General features: G+C 36.1%; 14 protein-coding genes and 1 other annotated feature. Of the genes, 4 read left to right on the top strand and 10 right to left on the bottom strand.

Annotated elements, in window-relative coordinates; translation table 11 throughout:
- Positions 1 to 13: 13 nt before the first annotated feature.
- Positions 14 to 1,021, bottom strand: a complete 1,008-nt coding sequence (gene sppA / locus ACFSCX_RS22870) for a signal peptide peptidase SppA (RefSeq protein WP_377930558.1) — start codon at positions 1,019 to 1,021, stop codon at positions 14 to 16.
- A gap of 155 nt (positions 1,022 to 1,176) precedes the next feature.
- Between sppA and ACFSCX_RS22865 the strand changes: the two genes are divergently transcribed.
- Entirely contained in the window at positions 1,177 to 1,977 is an 801-nt protein-coding gene (locus ACFSCX_RS22865; RefSeq protein ID WP_377930557.1) for an NAD kinase, read from the top strand.
- Between the two features lie 116 nt (positions 1,978 to 2,093).
- Here ACFSCX_RS22865 and mbcS read toward each other — a convergent pair whose 3' ends face one another.
- The 5 genes from mbcS to ezrA form a co-directional block, all read right to left on the bottom strand.
- Positions 2,094 to 3,677: an acyl-CoA synthetase MbcS gene (gene mbcS / locus ACFSCX_RS22860; protein ID WP_377930556.1), complete on the bottom strand. Its 1,584-nt coding sequence runs from the start codon at positions 3,675 to 3,677 to the stop codon at positions 2,094 to 2,096.
- 154 nt (positions 3,678 to 3,831) lie between these two features.
- Positions 3,832 to 4,041: a small, acid-soluble spore protein, alpha/beta type gene (locus ACFSCX_RS22855; protein WP_377930555.1), complete on the bottom strand. Its 210-nt coding sequence runs from the start codon at positions 4,039 to 4,041 to the stop codon at positions 3,832 to 3,834.
- Between the two features lie 98 nt (positions 4,042 to 4,139).
- Positions 4,140 to 5,345: a tRNA uracil 4-sulfurtransferase ThiI gene (gene thiI, locus ACFSCX_RS22850; RefSeq protein ID WP_377930554.1), complete on the bottom strand. Its 1,206-nt coding sequence runs from the start codon at positions 5,343 to 5,345 to the stop codon at positions 4,140 to 4,142.
- A gap of 4 nt (positions 5,346 to 5,349) precedes the next feature.
- Positions 5,350 to 6,492, bottom strand: a complete 1,143-nt coding sequence (locus ACFSCX_RS22845) for a cysteine desulfurase family protein (RefSeq protein WP_377930649.1) — start codon at positions 6,490 to 6,492, stop codon at positions 5,350 to 5,352.
- A 180-nt stretch (positions 6,493 to 6,672) separates the two neighbouring features.
- The gene (gene ezrA, locus ACFSCX_RS22840) at positions 6,673 to 8,367 is read right to left on the bottom strand and encodes a septation ring formation regulator EzrA (protein WP_377930553.1); all 1,695 of its coding nucleotides are present in this window, start codon (positions 8,365 to 8,367) and stop codon (positions 6,673 to 6,675) included.
- 171 nt (positions 8,368 to 8,538) lie between these two features.
- Between ezrA and hisJ the strand changes: the two genes are divergently transcribed.
- Positions 8,539 to 9,360, top strand: a complete 822-nt coding sequence (gene hisJ / locus ACFSCX_RS22835) for a histidinol-phosphatase HisJ (protein WP_377930552.1) — start codon at positions 8,539 to 8,541, stop codon at positions 9,358 to 9,360.
- On the opposite strand, the gene refZ is transcribed toward hisJ, so the two are convergent.
- Positions 9,355 to 9,996, bottom strand: coding sequence for a forespore capture DNA-binding protein RefZ (gene refZ / locus ACFSCX_RS22830; RefSeq protein ID WP_377930551.1), 642 nt, complete (start codon positions 9,994 to 9,996; stop codon positions 9,355 to 9,357). The two genes, hisJ and refZ, sit on opposite strands and share 6 nt — an antisense overlap.
- 138 nt (positions 9,997 to 10,134) lie before the next feature.
- On the opposite strand from refZ, the gene ACFSCX_RS22825 reads away from it, so the two are divergent.
- On the top strand, positions 10,135 to 10,617 hold the full coding sequence (locus ACFSCX_RS22825) for a GAF domain-containing protein (protein ID WP_377930550.1): 483 nt from the start codon (positions 10,135 to 10,137) through the stop codon (positions 10,615 to 10,617).
- A gap of 150 nt (positions 10,618 to 10,767) precedes the next feature.
- Here ACFSCX_RS22825 and megL read toward each other — a convergent pair whose 3' ends face one another.
- Both megL and ACFSCX_RS22815 read right to left on the bottom strand, forming a co-directional pair.
- Complete coding sequence (megL, locus tag ACFSCX_RS22820) at positions 10,768 to 11,967, bottom strand: methionine gamma-lyase (protein ID WP_377930549.1); 1,200 nt, start codon at positions 11,965 to 11,967, stop codon at positions 10,768 to 10,770.
- A gap of 148 nt (positions 11,968 to 12,115) precedes the next feature.
- The gene (locus ACFSCX_RS22815; protein ID WP_377930548.1) at positions 12,116 to 13,972 is read right to left on the bottom strand and encodes a sensor domain-containing diguanylate cyclase; all 1,857 of its coding nucleotides are present in this window, start codon (positions 13,970 to 13,972) and stop codon (positions 12,116 to 12,118) included.
- Between the two features lie 352 nt (positions 13,973 to 14,324).
- Between ACFSCX_RS22815 and rpsD the strand changes: the two genes are divergently transcribed.
- On the top strand, positions 14,325 to 14,927 hold the full coding sequence (rpsD, locus tag ACFSCX_RS22810) for a 30S ribosomal protein S4 (protein ID WP_377930547.1): 603 nt from the start codon (positions 14,325 to 14,327) through the stop codon (positions 14,925 to 14,927).
- A gap of 144 nt (positions 14,928 to 15,071) precedes the next feature.
- Here the strand turns inward: rpsD and tyrS are convergent, their stop codons facing one another.
- Positions 15,072 to 16,334 carry a tyrosine--tRNA ligase gene (gene tyrS, locus ACFSCX_RS22805; RefSeq protein ID WP_377930546.1) on the bottom strand — a complete coding sequence of 421 codons (1,263 nt, stop codon included), beginning with the start codon at positions 16,332 to 16,334 and terminating at the stop codon, positions 15,072 to 15,074.
- A gap of 273 nt (positions 16,335 to 16,607) precedes the next feature.
- Positions 16,608 to 16,826 (bottom strand) — a binding site (T-box leader).
- Between the last annotated feature and the right edge of the window lie 130 nt (positions 16,827 to 16,956).

The following is a 16,956-nucleotide window of genomic DNA, read 5'->3' as shown; positions in this document are numbered from 1 at the left end:
ATGACTACACCTCCTATTCCTGATACATATACATCGGCCTTGGAGCATTAGGCTGACTAAGTAATTTCGTTAGACCGATTAGTTCTTGGTCACCAGAAAAAAGCTTTTGAGCTCCCATCGAGAGAAAAGACGGAAGTCCATACCCAGCCTCGTACTGAACAACGGATACATCACCAAGTTTATATTCATTCTTCATTCCCGCAACTGCATCATCCCAATATCCGAATTCGTCCACAAGGTTTAAATCTTTTGCTTGTCTTCCATCATAAATACGTCCATCTGCAATTTGACGAACAGTTTGTTCAGGGATATTTCTCCCCTCAGATATGACCTTAACAAAACCATCATAAGCATTATTGATCATTTTCTGTAATATTTGTCTTTCCTCTTCCGTCATTTCCCTAGAGGGACTCATAATATCTTTATACTGCCCGCTTTTCACAGTTTCCCACTTAACACCATACTTTTCTGCAAGCCCACTATAGTTGATACTTTGAAAAATGACTCCTAGTGAACCTGTTAAGGTTTCTGGACTTGCATATATTTTGGTAGCGGGAGCTGCAATATAATAGCCACCAGATGCAGCCATACTCCCCATAGAAATATAGATAGGCTTATTTGTTTGTTCTTTTATTTCAATAATCCGATCATGAATTTCCGCGCTTTCAACCACTCCACCGCCTGGTGAATTAACACGGATCACAATTCCTTCCACCATTTCATCCTCGGCAGCTTGATCTAACATCCTTAAAAATGCACGGTGGTTATAAGTTGCACTTGCAAAGAGCGAAGTGACATCGCCCGAATCCATAATCGTTCCATTTACGTCAAGGACGACAATTTTTTCGAAATCGGTTCCTTCTTCTAAAACAGTCTCAACAAATTCTTGGTCCGTCGCAAGCCAGTTTTCCGAAAAACCACCAAAGTCACCAAATGCTAACGAAGTTACTAAGTTAAAAACGGCAGAAAATATAAATAACCCTAGTGCAACCCCAAGGGCTATCCAACGTTTACTATTCATAAAAATTCCTCCTTAAGCCAAACATATGACTAGTTTTATACCCGCTACAATTTTGATACACTATAAACAATATAATATTCTAGAAAAATTTTCTATTATTTTGTTACATATTTAACATGTTTAGGAAGTTACTCTATAATTCGGGAGGAATACGCATGCCAAACAGGCGCAATATTTATTTTTTTTATAAAAAGGACCCAAACCTACAATCACATATTGATGAGCTTTACGAACTAGCAGGAAAAAATGGTTTTAATGTTATCTCAGACCAGAAGGAGGCCAATATAATAATAAGTATTGGAGGCGATGGTTCCTTCCTTCAAGCAGTTCGAAAGACCGGTTTTAGAGAGGATTGCTTATATGCTGGTATTTCAACACTTTCTTCCCCAAGTCTATACTGTGATTTTCACATAGAAGATAAACATCATATGATTGAAGCAATGACTCTTGAGAAAATAGAGGTAAGAAGATATCCTGTGTTATCTGCAATGATTGATAATACTACATCCTTCTACTGCCTAAATGAACTGTCAGTCAGGTCCGCTATTATTAAAACCTTTGTAATGGATGTGTATATTGATGATCTGCATTTCGAAACTTTTAGAGGAGATGGTATGATTGTCGCTACACCGACAGGAAGTACTGCCTACAATAAATCAGTAAACGGATCGGTAGTGGACCCGATGCTTCCTTGTATGCAGGTCAGTGAGCTTGCATCGTTAAATAACAATAAGTATCGAACTTTAGGCTCTTCGTTCATCTTAAGCTCGTCTCGAACATTGACACTTAAAGTTGTACAGGACGGAAATGATTATCCGATTATAGGAATGGATAATGAGGCTGTTAGTATTCAACACGTTGAACAAATTGTCATTCAGTTAACCGATAAACGAATCAAAACCGTAAAACTAAAGGACAACTCCTTTTGGGAAAAGGTCAAAAGGACATTTTTATAAAAGAAAAAGTAGCCAAAACGGCTACTTTTTTACATTCTATTAAACTTCTCGCAAAAAAATACGTAGAATATTATGAAATTCAATATAACGATTACATTGTCCACCATTTCAAGTCTTTACTGCTTTACATTTAGTTTATCCTCTAATTGTCTTAGCTCGATTCTTCTAATTTTCCCAGATGTTGTTTTTGGTAGCTCTGAAACAAATTCTACTTTCCTCGGATATTTGTACGGAGCCGTAAGTTCTTTAACGTGTTCTTGTAGCTCTTTCACTAAGACTTCTCCTTCTTCAGTCACATTATCACGTAATACAACAAACGCCTTTACAACATGCCCTCTTGTTTCATCTGGACTCGCAACAACCGCACATTCCTTAACATATGGATGCTTTACTAATGCATCTTCCACTTCAAATGGTCCTATTGTATAGCCTGAGCTGATGATAATATCATCTCCTCTTCCCTCAAACCAGAAATATCCATCTTCGTCGAGCCTTGCTTTATCACCGGTCAAATAATACTCTCCTCTATATTGCCTTGCTGTACGTTCAGGGTCTTTATAATAGTGCTTAAAGAGAGCAGGGGTCTCTATATGAACAGCTATATCACCTGTCTCACCAGGTTTGACAGGCTCACCATCTTCGTTAATGATGGTGACTCTATTTCCTGGTGTTGGTTTACCCATTGAGCCTGGTTTAATTTCCATCCCTTTAAGGACACCAACTAACAATGTATTTTCCGTTTGTCCATATCCATCTCGAACGTCTATCCCGAAGTATTTTCGAAATGTGTCGATTACTTCTCGGTTAAGTGGCTCACCAGCAGAAACGGCACTATGTAACCTCGGTAGATCATATTGACTGAGATCGTTTACCTTGGCCATTAACCGATATTCAGTTGGGGTACAACAAAGTACATTCACATGATAAGACTGAAGTAGTGATAAATATTTATTTGGATCAAATTTGCCGTAATATATAAATCCTGTTGCACCTGATCCAAGTGTCGCTAAGAAAGGACTCCATATCCACTTTTGCCATCCAGGTCCTGCTGTCGCCCATACAGTATCATCCTCATGTATATCTAACCAATTGGTAGCTGACGTTCGAAGATGTGCATATCCCCACCCATGAGTATGAACAACTCCTTTTGGATTTCCAGTTGTACCAGATGTATAGGAAAGAAACGCCATATCACCACTTGTTGTAGTGGCGGTTTTCAGTTGTTCAGCTTCACTATCAGCCATCAGATCCAAGTTATTCCAACCATTCGCATCTCCTCCTACTGAAAAAAGCTGCAGGTAATCCGTGTTTATATCCTTAAATTGATTGGTAAAGGTTTTATAGCAAATCACTGCCTTTACTTCGCCGTGCTGCAGCCGATATTCAATATCTTTTTTACGGAGCATTTCAGAACTAGGTATTACGACTATGCCACATTTTAAGGCTGCTAAATATACTTGATACGCTTCAATTATCCTTGGAATGATCACTAAAACCTTATCTTCCTTTTGAAGACCGGAATGAAGTAAAGCATTACCGTACTGGTTCACGCGTTTCATCAATTGCAAGTATGTAATTTCTTTCATATAGCCTTCTTCATTCTCCCATTTAAGGGCAATCTTTCTTTCATTAGAGGCGTATCGCTCAACTTCCTGTACAATATTATAAATTTCAGGTGCTAGTAGCTCTTCTCTATTCATCATGTCCCCCCCTTTGCTTGTATATCTAAATTATAGCAAATAGAATGACAATTATGAATATTTAATCCATTATGATGCACAGAAAATACAGAAAAATGATAGATACAGAAAAGGGTGAGGATATCCTCACCCTTGTAGCCATAATATGGAATTGTTATTGAATTCTACCACCAAGTTGTTGTTCAGCCATTTGAACTAAGCGCTTAGTGATTTCTCCTCCTACTGAACCGTTAGCACGAGAAGTTGTGTCTGCACCAAGGTTTACACCAAATTCGTTAGCAATTTCATACTTCATTTGGTCAAGTGCTTGTTGAGCTCCTTGAACAAGAAGTTGGTTTGAGTTATTGCTGTTGTTGTTTGCCATGTGTATCACCTCCTTGTGATAATAGAGTGTGATAAAACACACGGCTTCATTCATTAAATCATTGGTAATTGTTAGTAGTATAAGGGAATTCTAACATACTAAAATAAATCACTCATTGCTTCTCCAGCCTTCTTTCTAGCTGGAATTCTAATAACCTCCGTCTTTTCAACGGCTTCATCAATCAACCTAGAAAAGTCAAACGACTCTTCGAAACGATTAGCCTTATCTCGTTTTGGTCTTGTTGCTGGAGCCGCTGGGGTAAAAATGGTACAACAATCTTCATAAGGTCTAATCGAAATTTCATACGTATCAATTTTATGAGCGATATCTACAATCTCTAATTTATCCATTGTAATAACAGGTCTTATAATAGGCATATTCGTCACTTCATTGATGGTATTCATACTATAAAGGGTTTGGCTTGCAACCTGGCCTAGGCTTTCACCAGTTGCTAAAGCTAAGATTTCATGCTTTTCAGCAATTTTTTCTGCAATTCGAAGCATCATTCTTCTCATAATTGTCATGGAATAATTACTTGGAATTTCTTTATGAATCGTCGTTTGAATCTCTGTAAATGGAACAATATGAACATGGATTTTTTTACAATAGTTGGTTAACTTTTCAGCTAAATCCAGAACCTTTTGCTTGGCACGTTCACTCGTGTAAGGCGGACTATGAAAATGGATGGCTTCTACGGCTAAACCTCTTTTCATCGTTAAATACCCGGCAACCGGACTATCGATTCCTCCAGATAATAATAGTAGTGCTTTTCCACTAGAACCTACAGGCATTCCTCCCGCACCTAAACGATTATAGCAAGAGATAAACACTCCATTATTCCTAACTTCCACTCTTACTTCAAGATCGGGGTTATGCACATCAACTGTTATTCCTTCACTGTTCGTTAATATATGACTTCCTATTTCATAATTTAATTGATACGTATCTAACGGAAATTGTTTATACGACCTTTTTACATTTACCTTAAACGTTTGAATTTGATCTTTTGCTTCGTTAAAAGCATAAAGTGCTCCTTTTTTAATTTCTTCAAGATCTAACTCGGTTCGAAGTGCTAGACTATATGAATAGATACCAAACACTGTTTCAAGTCTATTCATAATTTCTTGATGATCTTCTCCATTTAATTTAATATACATTCGGTCTCGTGTTCGTTCTATCTTGATGTTTGGAAAGTCCTTAAGCTTGTGCTGAATATTCTCTTTTAGAACATCAACAAACTTCAAACGATTTTTTCCTTTTGTTGTAATCTCACCATAGCGAATTAATATTTGATCATACTGCATACAATTACCTCATTATCACTTTATTTTGTTGGAGTATATCTTCTATAACAGCCATACATTTTTTTACTTCTTCTATTGTAGTCTCAGCAGAAAAACTGATTCGTATTGCACTTTCTGCTACTCTCTCGTCTTTACCCATTTCCAATAAAATACGACTTGCACTTGTTTGCTTTGACGAGCATGCCGATTTTGTCGAAACATAAATTTGGTGTTCTTCAAGGGCATGTACAATCACTTCTGGTTTTGCACCAGGAATTGAAAAATTAATAATATGAGGTGCGGACCATTCTTTTGGGGTATTCAACACTGTTTGTTCTGTTTTTTCAACAAATTGAAAAAGCAGATTCTTTAAATGTGTTAAATGAGCTATTTTATTTTGCTGATGATCCATCGTCATTCGTAATGCTTTCGTCATTGCAACGATACCAGATACATTTTCGGTACCCGCTCTAAGCGAGTTTTCCTGTGATCCTCCTGTAAACAATGGCTCAAGCTTGATACCCTTTCTAACGTATAAAAACCCTGTCCCTTTAACAGAATGAAATTTATGACCTGATACCGTACATAAATCAACATTTGAACGTTTAAAATCTAACGGAACTTTCCCAATTCCTTGTACGTGGTCCACGTGAAATAGGACGTGAGGATACTTCTTTAGCATTTCACCGATTTCAGTGATCGGTTGTATGCTTCCTACTTCATTATTTACATGAATGACTGAAACTAATATTGTGTCTTTTCTTATTGCTCGTTGTACTTGATCAATAGAAATACGGCCCCTCTCATTTACAGGTAAAAAGGTAATCTCGAACCCAAGCTGCTCAAGCTGTTTATACCCTTCATAAATAGATGCATGTTCAACTGTAGTTGTAATAATGTGCTTTCCTCTTGATCTATATTTAAGTGCTGTTCCTTTTACAGCAATATTGTTCCCTTCTGTTCCTCCTGATGTAAAAACAATTTCACTTGGATGTATGTTTAATAATTTACTAATTACTTCTCTTGATTGATTCAACAACTTTTCAGCTTCACTACCAAGTGCATTTACTGACGATGGATTTCCAAAATAATGGCTTGCCACTTTCGTAAAAACATCCAGCACTTCTTTGTAGGGCTTAGTCGTTGCACTATTGTCTAAGTAAATCACAGACACGGTTCCCCCCTATGACTTCAGGTTTGCAACTAACAATGTTAACACAATTTTCTCTAATTCGAAAGAACTGTATTTACGCCATTTTACAATAGTTTGCTCAAGTATTTACGATTAAGTCCCATCGAGAACGATTCAAATCTCGACTAAAAAGCAAAAAATACCCATAGGGTATTTTTAAGAGTTAGTTGAATCTAACCTATATTGAATTTTTTTAAGTGCTCCTGGCTCAATTTTTTCAAGGGCAGTAGCTGCTTGCTCTAAAGCAAGCGAATATTCATAATTACGGAAAGAAGATTCTGCTTCATCTAACTGCTCCGCCAATTGATAATACTTTCCTCGGTATCGATTTCCATACTGAATGACTTGCTCCACTAAGTAAGCCTGCTCAACCATTTCTTCTGTTTGAACGGTAAGCTTTTTCACTACATGAAAGGCTTGTTCAAGCATTTCATTTAAACCAGGTATATGAAGGGGCTTTTCTTCTAACTTTTCCGCTACCATCTTTACATTCTGATTACACTCTTGAATTTTAGATAAGTATGTTTGAGGTAAACCCGGTAAGTTACTTTTTTGAACAAGACGCTTTGCCTCTAGAATCATCTTTCTCATTTCTTCTAATTGTTCCTTAGCATGAACTTCATCTTTTCTTAAGGTTTGAAGCATATTAGAGAACTCTTGATGAGAATACTTTAATGATTCAATCTGATATTTAATATCCTCAAGCTCAATCCTAATTAATGAGTAGGCCATATCCTTTTCTTCAACAGAGGATTGAACCGCAGAAAGTCTTTTTATTAACTCATTAATTTGTTTTTCAATGTCAGTTTGAGTTTCAAGGTCAGTCTTTGATATTTGATAGCTTAACTGAACTTGTTCAGTTTCTTCTTTTGTCTTTTTTGTTTCTTCAAATAGTACATCCAAGTCTTCATGAACAATATTTCTCTCTTTAAGAACAAAGTGTTTAGAAAGAGCTTCTTTCTCAAGGCTTTCATATATGGACTCTATTTTTTCCTTAATATCAGCAATTCCCTGTTTTACTGGGTCGATATTAGCATTCTCTATCAGAGTTAAAAAGTCTAGCAATTGATCCCGAATGATTGTAGTTTCCTTATCTAGAAGTAGATGCGATAGGATAAACCCTTCATCCTTCATTTCTTTAATGCCAACGACAAGCTCATCAAGTTGGTTTGGAATATGTACTTGACATTCCTTTAAAAGCTGTGGGACTTCCTCAATTAGCTGTTGCACGAGTTTTAGTTGGCCAGAAATTGCGAGTACCATTTCTCTAGCAGACATAATATTTCCTAAACTCATTGCTTCATCAAACTCTTTGAAAATAATCATTGTTTCGTCCAAAAGCTTTTCCATTTTACCTTCAGCTCTGCCAAACGAATTGCTATGTGCTAATAAAGCACGCTTTACTTCCCGATACTCTTGCTTTAATTCTTCTATTTCTGTTCGATTTTTTTCTTCACTTCCAACAAGATCTTTTAATTCTTGAAGAATCGTTTGGATCGTATCCTCAATACCTTGTAAACGATCATGTAATTGTTTCACTAGTGCTCTTGATTTTCTAAATTGGAATTTATCCGCGCACTCCTCTATATCAAAAAGGGCTTCTTCTACATTCGGAAGTTCTGTCGTGACGATTTCGTCCCATTGCTTTCGCCACCTTTCAAATAGTTCCTCTGTTTGACCAGTCATGTTTAAGCTTTTAACCATTGCCATTTCATCTGTTACGGGCCTATTCATGATTTCAATTTTCCACGATTCTAGCCGATCAACCTCTTTATATATTTTTTTCCTAGAAAGCATCCCATATATAATAACCGCAACTATTACAAGTATAATCCCGATGATGAATTCCATAAAAAGCCCCTTTCTTTACCACGTTCACCATCTTTATTTATTTTAAAAAGATAGTATTATTTATTTGTACGTCATTAAATGAAAATTCAATGACTTTATGATACCATGTAAACGACAATTTTTGACCTAATTTTTAAAATTTTTTACAGTTATGATTGAAAGGGGTTCATTATGATAGCCGACGGACATATTCATACACCTTTCTGTCCTCATGGGACTAAGGATTCGTTTGAGGATTATATCGAAAGAGCGATAGATTTAGGTTATAAGGAAATGACATTCACAGAACATGCACCTTTACCTAGAGGGTTTATTGATCCTACTCCAACAAAGGATAGTGCAATGGACCTAGAAGACATTGAAAAGTATTTTACAATACTTTCTGATCTACAAAAACGCTACCAAAAGGAGATTAAAATAAACAAAGGGCTTGAAATTGATTATATTGAAGGTTACGAGGAAAAAATAACGGATTTTCTTAATACGTATGGGCCATTTATGGATGATAGTATCCTTTCTGTTCATTTTCTCAAAAAGGATACGAACTATTACTGTATCGATTATAGTGCTGAAAGCTTTGGTAAGATGATTGCAACGTTTGAAACAGTAGATGCCATTTACCAAAAATATTTTCATACCCTACAAATGTCGATTCAGGCTGATTTAGGAAATTATAAACCAAACAGGATTGGCCACATAACACTTGCGTATAAATTCCAACAAAAATATCCCGCCCATAAGAACTTCGAGCAGGAAATAAGAGCAATTATAAAAGAAATGTCCATTCAGAAGTTACAATTAGATTATAATGGTGCTGGTGTAAACAAACCACATTATCAGCAGCCTTATCCCCCACAACATGTAATGGACTTTATAAAAGCAGAAGGGATAGCCTTTGTTTATGGATCTGATGCGCATCAGGCAAGTGATTTAGGGCAAGGACTTGAGCAGCTAGATTCTACTGTTCTTCTCCAATCACCTACCTTTTTATAGGTGTAATGCAAGCTTTTGAGAATGAGGTGGCAAGCAAATAGCAAACTCCATCCAACGTTCCATCTCTTTCTCAAATTGTTTATAGAAAAAATCATCATAAGGTACCACATGCAAAACCTCTGTTAAGTATTGGGGCTGTAAAAAAGGCATGGTAATCATCCCTTTTAATTGAGCAATAACTGTTGGAACAGAAACTCTTCTAAACTCTCCATTTCGTATCCCTTTCTCAAATATTTGTTTGAAATAATATTTTTCCTTTGCCAAATACGTTGTCATTACTTCACGAATTAACACATTATCAAGTGTCATTTCACGATATACAAATCGTGCCAAATGCCGGTTCTCTGACTGAAAGCAAAAAATTCTATGAATCATCTGCCGAAGTACCTCTTTAGAAGTAGTAAGGTGTTCGTTGGAAATGACAGATTCCATCTCAATAATATATTGATCTAAAAAAGTGGCAATTAAATATTCTAATAATCCCTTTTTATTCTTAAAATAATATGAAATCACCGCAACATTTACATTTGCTTTGTCTGAAATATCCCGTACCGATGTTCCACTAAAGCCCTTTGTATTAAAGAGGGAGATTGCTGCGTGTATAACCTTTTCCTTTGAAGAGATCGATGAACTCATTAAGTATCACTCCATTCTTACCTACTCATTCTGTTTTATTCGGTGTAATCCTCTATATTTTCATCGACAAAGTCGTGCCTAATCCAACGAATTCTGATATGATTAGAATAATTTACGCAAGAAAAAAGGGGGATTTTTGTGTTTAAGGTCGAACAATATCAACAATCAAAAGAAAAAAACTATGACTTATTGTTAAAACAGCTATCAGCTTTAATAGAGGACGAACCAAACAACATTGCTAATTTAGCTAACGCTTCTGCATTATTGAATCAATTTCTAGATAATATCAATTGGGTAGGTTTTTATCTTACAGAGGGAAGTAATGAGTTAGTATTAGGCCCATTCCAAGGGTTACCAGCATGTGTAAGAATTCCATTCGGGAAAGGTGTTTGCGGTACTGCAGCGGAAACTAGGATTACTCAGCGTATTGCAGATGTTCACGCATTCCCAGGTCACATTGCTTGCGATGCAGCATCACAATCCGAAATCGTTGTTCCAATAATTAAAAATAACGAGGTTGTAGGAGTTCTTGATATAGACAGCCCAATAAAAGATCGGTTCGATGAGATTGACGAAAAGTACTTAGAAAAGTTTGTTGAGATTTTAGAAGAGCATATTTAATCATTAAAAATTTACGGCATTAGACTTTTGAGTATAAAGTAGTAGCAATCCTTGATCAATACTACAACTTACGGTGAATAACCCTAATTCCATAGAAACTAAACGAAAACAACCAAATCCACTTTAAGGATTGGTTGTTTTTAGTTTTCCCTACACTCTATCAGTTGAAATAACATTAAGTGCCTGTTCTAAATCCTCCCAAATATCCTCCCAAGACTCCAGTCCAACCGATAGACGAATTAAGTTATCTGTAATACCCATGTTTTGTCTCTCATTTTCTGGAACTACCGCATGAGTCATAGTAGCGGGGTGTTGAATAAGGGATTCAGTATCTCCTAAACTTACGGCTACTTTTATTAATTGCAAATGATCCAACAAGGTTTGTGCTTCTTGTTTATCTCCTTTAATAGTAAACGAGATAATACCACCTGGCTTTTTCATTTGCGAATCTATGATTCTCTTCTTGTCCCCAGTCAGTAAGCTAGGATAAATAACTGTTTCGATATTTTTATGCTGTTGTAACTTTTGAGCAATGAACTCTGCATTTTCACAATGTCTATCCATTCTTACATGTAAGGTCTTTAATCCTCTTAATAGTAGCCAAGCATCAAAAGGAGACATAATTCCTCCAATGTCTTTTCTTTCATTTCCAGCAATGGCGACGATATCTTCTTCATTTTGACCGACTAGGATTCCGGCTACAACATCTCCATGACCTCCAATATATTTTGTTGCACTATGAACAACGAAATCACACCCCATAGTGAGTGGACTTTGAAGATAAGGTGAGCAAAAAGTATTATCAACAATAACTGGAATTCCTCGTTCCTTAGCCACTTCAACAACCATTGTTAAATCAATAACTTCCATTGTTGGGTTAATCGGTGTTTCAATAAAAATACAAGAAGTCTTGTCATTTATTGATTCATGTAGTTCTTCCTTTGTCTGCATATTTGATAAGTTAAATGATATATTAAATTTTTCTTTTAGCCACGTTAGAAGTCCATACGTACAACCATAGATTCCCTTTGAGCATAAAATATGACTATCTTTTTTGACATGATGCATTAACACGGCAGATACAGCTGCCATTCCTGAACCAAACGCAAGTCCTTTTGCTCCACCTTCTAAAAGAGCCATTCGGTCCTCAAGAAGCCGGACGGTCGGATTACCTAATCTAGAGTAAATCATTCCATCCTCTTCTCCACTAAATCTACGTTCTCCTTCAAGAGCAGAATTAAAGACATACGTGGAAGTCTGAAATAATGGAGGTGTTAAGCTACCTTCAAATTGCTGACAATCATATCCTCCATGAATAGCATTCGTCTGAAACTTTTTCTCCTTCTTCATTGTCTTCCCCTCCTATTACTAGAATATGATATTTCCGCCAGAATGAAAACGCTTTCTTTTCAAAAAAAAACAAAAAGCATTCACATTAGAATGCTTTTTTAGCTATTTATATTTTAAGAAAAGAATACAAATGCATGAACACAGTATATCAATGAATTGGCTGTACACTAACTTGATCCTTGCCATTCTCTTTTGCATCATAGAGGGCTTCATCAGCACGTTTAAACAAGGTAATCGGTGTATCTGATTGTCCTTTTCGCCAATAGCCAACCCCACATGAAATCGTGATACTTGGACACGTTTCTTCTTTCACCTTTAAAACTAAACGTTTTGCAATAGCTATTCCAGCTTCAATATCCACTCGAGGTAAATAAACAGCTAGTTCTTCTCCCCCCCAGCGTGAACCTACATCAAATTCCCGAATATTTTCAATAATTACCTTTGCAACTTGCTTTAAAATTTCATCTCCAACCTGATGCCCATGCTTATCATTTACTTGTTTAAAATTATCAATATCAATTAATATAAACGTCCCGTAAGCATCAGTTTCCATAGATTTACTAATTTTTTCATTTAAGTATTTTCTTGAATGTAGTTTCGTCAAGTGATCGGTTATAACTAATTTCTCAAGTTCTTCGCGAAGCATAGCATTTGTAAAAGCAAGTGTTGAATGATGAATTAATGATTGTAACAATTTAAAGGTCTCAAATGAAAAATAGTATGGTTCCTTATGAAGAACAACTGCAATTCCTCTTAAAATCCCACTTTGAATCATTGGAACAGCCATTACAGACTTAAATTCATGCTGAAATGAACGAGGATCTAATGATACATCACCGACAAATATAGGTTCGTTTTCGATATTTATTTTACTATATAGATAGTTTACGAATTCCTTTGAATTATCATCTAGAAAGAAGCCTGTACTTCCAGGAAGCAACTTATTTTCAGATTTTTCATCAAATAATATAAATCCTACCTCATCAGCAAAAAACGAATTAACGATTTGTTTTGACATAAATGTCATTGCTTCTGTAAGTCGAAGGTTTGAATTTAACTGATGTGATGTTTCATTTATCAACTGCAAGTCTACAATAACACGCTTTGATTGCTCATATAGTTGAGCATTTTCAAGAGCACTCCCTGCAGTATTAGCTAGTAGCATGATAAAGTTAATTTCTTGTTTTGGGAATAGAAGTGTATTAGGTGCCATTACCTGTAAGACCCCATATACACCTTGTTTTCCTTTTAAAGGAGCATATAGAATTGAACGCCGATCTTTAAGTGCATCCTCTAATTGCAGGTCCCCTGTTACATAAGCTTGTGCGGCAGCTAAATTCGAATCATCATATTGCAATTCTTTTATCGGTAGGTTATTTAAATTTTTGTTGTCATGGGATAATAATAAATAATAAGTAAAGTCAGGGTATACCTCTCTCAATGTTTGAATGACTTCATTTAGGACATCATCCATTTTCATTGAAGAGTGAAATTTAGAAGTAACTCTATATAGTTGCTCATATCTACGCTCATCTTCATAAAGATTTACCAACTTGTGAGACTTTTCCAAAAATTTACCACACACTTCGGCAACAAATTCCCAAGAGGAATCCTCAATCGTTAACTCGTCTAATGAAGAGAACTGAAGAGACACGATATAACTGATTTCCTTCTCTTGTATGATTGGGAGGTAGACCGCGTGTTGAGTAATACATGTATCCTTATATGGTTTACCATTCACTAAATAATTGTATAATGGTGATGATTGCTCAATCACAAACATCCCTGGATTAGTCATAATATGCATATTTGTTGAAGATTCAGGTATAAACTGATTTTTTAGATCAACATGGGTGAAGAGGGTAACAATATCGGCAGAGAAGAATCGTTGAAGTAGTTTAACAAAAGAAGTAATAAGCTTAGGTCGTGTTGTTGTATCGTCATTTATTAGAAGATCAAATAAAATACCTTTTATGGATTGATGTTCCATTTGATTACGTTCCATTTTTATCACCTACAATTCTTCCTTAGCTTCTCTTCACATACCTAATAATTATATCATATGAATCTTCTCTTATTATATATAGAAATTATGTTTTTTATTTTTTCTTGACATCAATGCTATAAAATAATATAATTTCCTTTGTGTAAAATATTGCAGCCTATGTAGTCGCTGTTTTGTTTCATTTTATTCCCGTTTAAATGGTTTTAAAGGACATCCCTACCATTCATAACGTGGTGTATCGAGTAACTCCCTGCTGCTGGAGCGAGGATACATAGAAAATAAAATGAGCATTACTGATATGCTACATCTGTTTTTATTTTATGCTAATAAAAAGCATAAGGAGGAGTCATTCATGGCTCGTTATACAGGTCCAAGTTGGAAATTATCTCGTCGATTAGGTATCTCTTTAAGTGGTACTGGTAAAGAATTAGAAAAGCGCCCTTACGCTCCTGGACAACATGGTCCAAACCAACGTAAGAAAATTTCTGAATACGGTTTACAGCTTCAAGAAAAGCAAAAGCTTCGTCACATGTACGGAGTAAATGAGCGTCAATTCCGTCGTACTTTTGATGCTGCTGGTAAAATGACTGGTATCTACGGTGAAAACTTCATGATTCTATTAGAATCTCGTTTAGATAACCTAGTTTACCGTTTAGGTTTAGCTCGTACACGTCGTGGAGCTCGTCAATTAGTTAACCATGGTCACATCGTAGTTGACGGTGGTCGCGTTGATATTCCATCATATCGCGTGAAGCCTGGTCAAACAATTTCAGTACGTGAGAAGTCACGTAATCTATCTGCTGTTAAAGAATCTGTTGAAGTAAATAACTTCGTACCAGACTACTTAACATTTGATGCTGATAAGTTAGAAGGAACTTACACTCGTTTACCTGAGCGTTCTGAGCTCCCAGCTGAGATTAACGAATCATTAATCGTAGAATTCTATTCTCGTTAATAATGTTAAAACCCTCTGCATATGCAGAGGGTTTTATTTTACTTTCAAATAGATTGGACCAACATTTTCGTTCGAATTATAATTTCTTTCATCATAAAGATAGCGAAGAAACACAAATGGAATTTCACTTCATTTTATAAGTGATTATACAAATTTAATTAAGAAGTACTTCTTCTTCCCGCGACGAATTACGGTGAATTGATTTTCGATTCTTGCCTGCTCTGTCAATGTAAAATCAAGGTCTTGAATTCGTTCCCCGTTAATGTAAATTGCCCCGTTAGTAATATCTTCCCTGGCCTGTCGCTTAGATGACACCAACTTGCTCTCAACTAACAAATCAACAAGATTTGGTTGATCGCTCTTCTCTACTTCGTGTGATGGTACATCTTTAAAGCCTTGTTTAATTTCTTCTACTGATAAATCGGAAATGTTTCCACTAAACAGTGCTTCCGATATTTTAATCGCTTGGGATAAAGCCTCTGCTCCGTGAACAAATTTCGTTACTTCCTCTGCTAGGGTTTTTTGGGCAGTTCTTTTCTCTGGAGCTTCTTGCATATCTTTTTCAATATCTTCAATCTGCTCCTTTGATAAAAACGTAAAGTATTTTATGAACTTAATTACGTCTCTATCATCAGTGTTTATCCAGAACTGATAAAATTCGTAAGGAGATACCTTCTCACGATCTAACCAAATGGTTCCAGATTCAGTTTTTCCAAATTTTGTTCCATCTGCTTTTGTAACTAGAGGGGTTGTTAACCCAAACGCTTTAGAATCTTCAATTGACTTACGGATGAGTTCAAGTCCCGCTGTAATGTTTCCCCATTGGTCACTGCCCCCAATTTGCAAGCGGCACCCTTTGTCTTTGTATAATTGGAGGAAGTCATAGGATTGAAGAATCATATAACTGAATTCAGTAAACGAAATTCCAGCATCTAGTCTAGACTGAACAGAGTCCTTCGCCAGCATATAGTTTAGCCCGAAGCTTTTACCCACATCACGTAAGAATGAAATAACATCAAGTTTTCCAATCCAATCAAAGTTATTCGAAATGGATGCCGGATTAATATCGTGTTCAAAATCAAGAAATCTCGATAATTGCTGTCTTATTTTTTGAGTGAATTCTTCTACTACTTCTTTTGAGTTAAGTGTGCGTTCGTTCGCCTTGCCGCTTGGGTCTCCGATTAGTCCGGTTGCCCCTCCAACAAGACCAATCGGGGAATGACCTGCGAGTTGGAAACGACGAAGCGTAACAATTGCCAATAAATTTCCAATATGAAGACTATCAGCCGTTGGGTCAAACCCACAATATAATTTAATGCTCTCCTCTGATAATAGCTTTTCTAATCCATCTAAATCAGTTGCTTGATGAATTAACCCTCTAAACTCAAGATCCTTTAGTAATTCCATAAATTCCATCCCTTCTTTCTATAAAAGTAGTTTTTCCTTTTTATCAAGTTATAACTAGAAAAAGAACAAAAGGCTAAGGGCTCCCCGGTTAGCTTCAGGCAGAGCAATTGTTCTGTAATGAAGAAAACGGAGATCTTTCCCTTTTCTTCATTACAGGTTATTTGACCTCATGCGGGCTTGCCGCTGAAGCCGGATTACTAAGCACATTACTCAGTTATCTTACAAATGATGAGCTTTTATAGTTTCCTAAAAAACAAAAAAACTCCTCCCTAAAAAAGGGACGAGTTTATCATTCGCGGTACCACCCTTGTTGAAAGCTTATCACTTTCCACTCAGATCATTTAACGGTTATCCCGTCTTTTGCTACTAAAACACGTTCACAAAAGAAGCTCCTGGATGTATTTCATGTGTTTATTTGTACTGATTTCCACCACCCATCAGCTCTCTATAACAGGGATACCCACACTACTAAGTTCCAATCAAAGCTTATTTCCTATTTGATATAAAAAGAACACTTATAAAATTTAATACCATATTTATATTGTAAATGTCAAACCGAAGAAAATACATTTTTAGTAGGAAAAGGTCGAATTTCCCAATATTATCACTGCAGATGTATATA

This window comes from Bacillus salitolerans (assembly GCF_042680805.1).
Lineage (GTDB): Bacteria > Bacillota > Bacilli > Bacillales > SA4 > Bacillus_CJ > Bacillus_CJ salitolerans.
This window is presented reverse-complemented; position numbering and strand designations above follow the sequence as displayed.

Excerpts from the sequence above, each read along its gene's own strand:
- sppA (WP_377930558.1), bottom strand. The coding sequence starts at position 1,021 with ATGAATAGTAAACGTTGGATAGCCCTTGGGGTTGCACTAGGGTTATTT.
- mbcS (WP_377930556.1), bottom strand. The coding sequence starts at position 3,677 with ATGAATAGAGAAGAGCTACTAGCACCTGAAATTTATAATATTGTACAG.
- rpsD (WP_377930547.1), top strand. The coding sequence starts at position 14,325 with ATGGCTCGTTATACAGGTCCAAGTTGGAAATTATCTCGTCGATTAGGT.
- megL (WP_377930549.1), bottom strand. The coding sequence starts at position 11,967 with ATGAAGAAGGAGAAAAAGTTTCAGACGAATGCTATTCATGGAGGATAT.
- ACFSCX_RS22855 (WP_377930555.1), bottom strand. The coding sequence starts at position 4,041 with ATGGCAAACAACAACAGCAATAACTCAAACCAACTTCTTGTTCAAGGA.
- refZ (WP_377930551.1), bottom strand. The coding sequence starts at position 9,996 with ATGAGTTCATCGATCTCTTCAAAGGAAAAGGTTATACACGCAGCAATC.
- ACFSCX_RS22815 (WP_377930548.1), bottom strand. The coding sequence starts at position 13,972 with ATGGAACGTAATCAAATGGAACATCAATCCATAAAAGGTATTTTATTT.
- thiI (WP_377930554.1), bottom strand. The coding sequence starts at position 5,345 with ATGCAGTATGATCAAATATTAATTCGCTATGGTGAGATTACAACAAAA.
- tyrS (WP_377930546.1), bottom strand. The coding sequence starts at position 16,334 with ATGGAATTACTAAAGGATCTTGAGTTTAGAGGGTTAATTCATCAAGCA.
- ezrA (WP_377930553.1), bottom strand. The coding sequence starts at position 8,367 with ATGGAATTCATCATCGGGATTATACTTGTAATAGTTGCGGTTATTATA.
- ACFSCX_RS22865 (WP_377930557.1), top strand. The coding sequence starts at position 1,177 with ATGCCAAACAGGCGCAATATTTATTTTTTTTATAAAAAGGACCCAAAC.
- hisJ (WP_377930552.1), top strand. The coding sequence starts at position 8,539 with ATGATAGCCGACGGACATATTCATACACCTTTCTGTCCTCATGGGACT.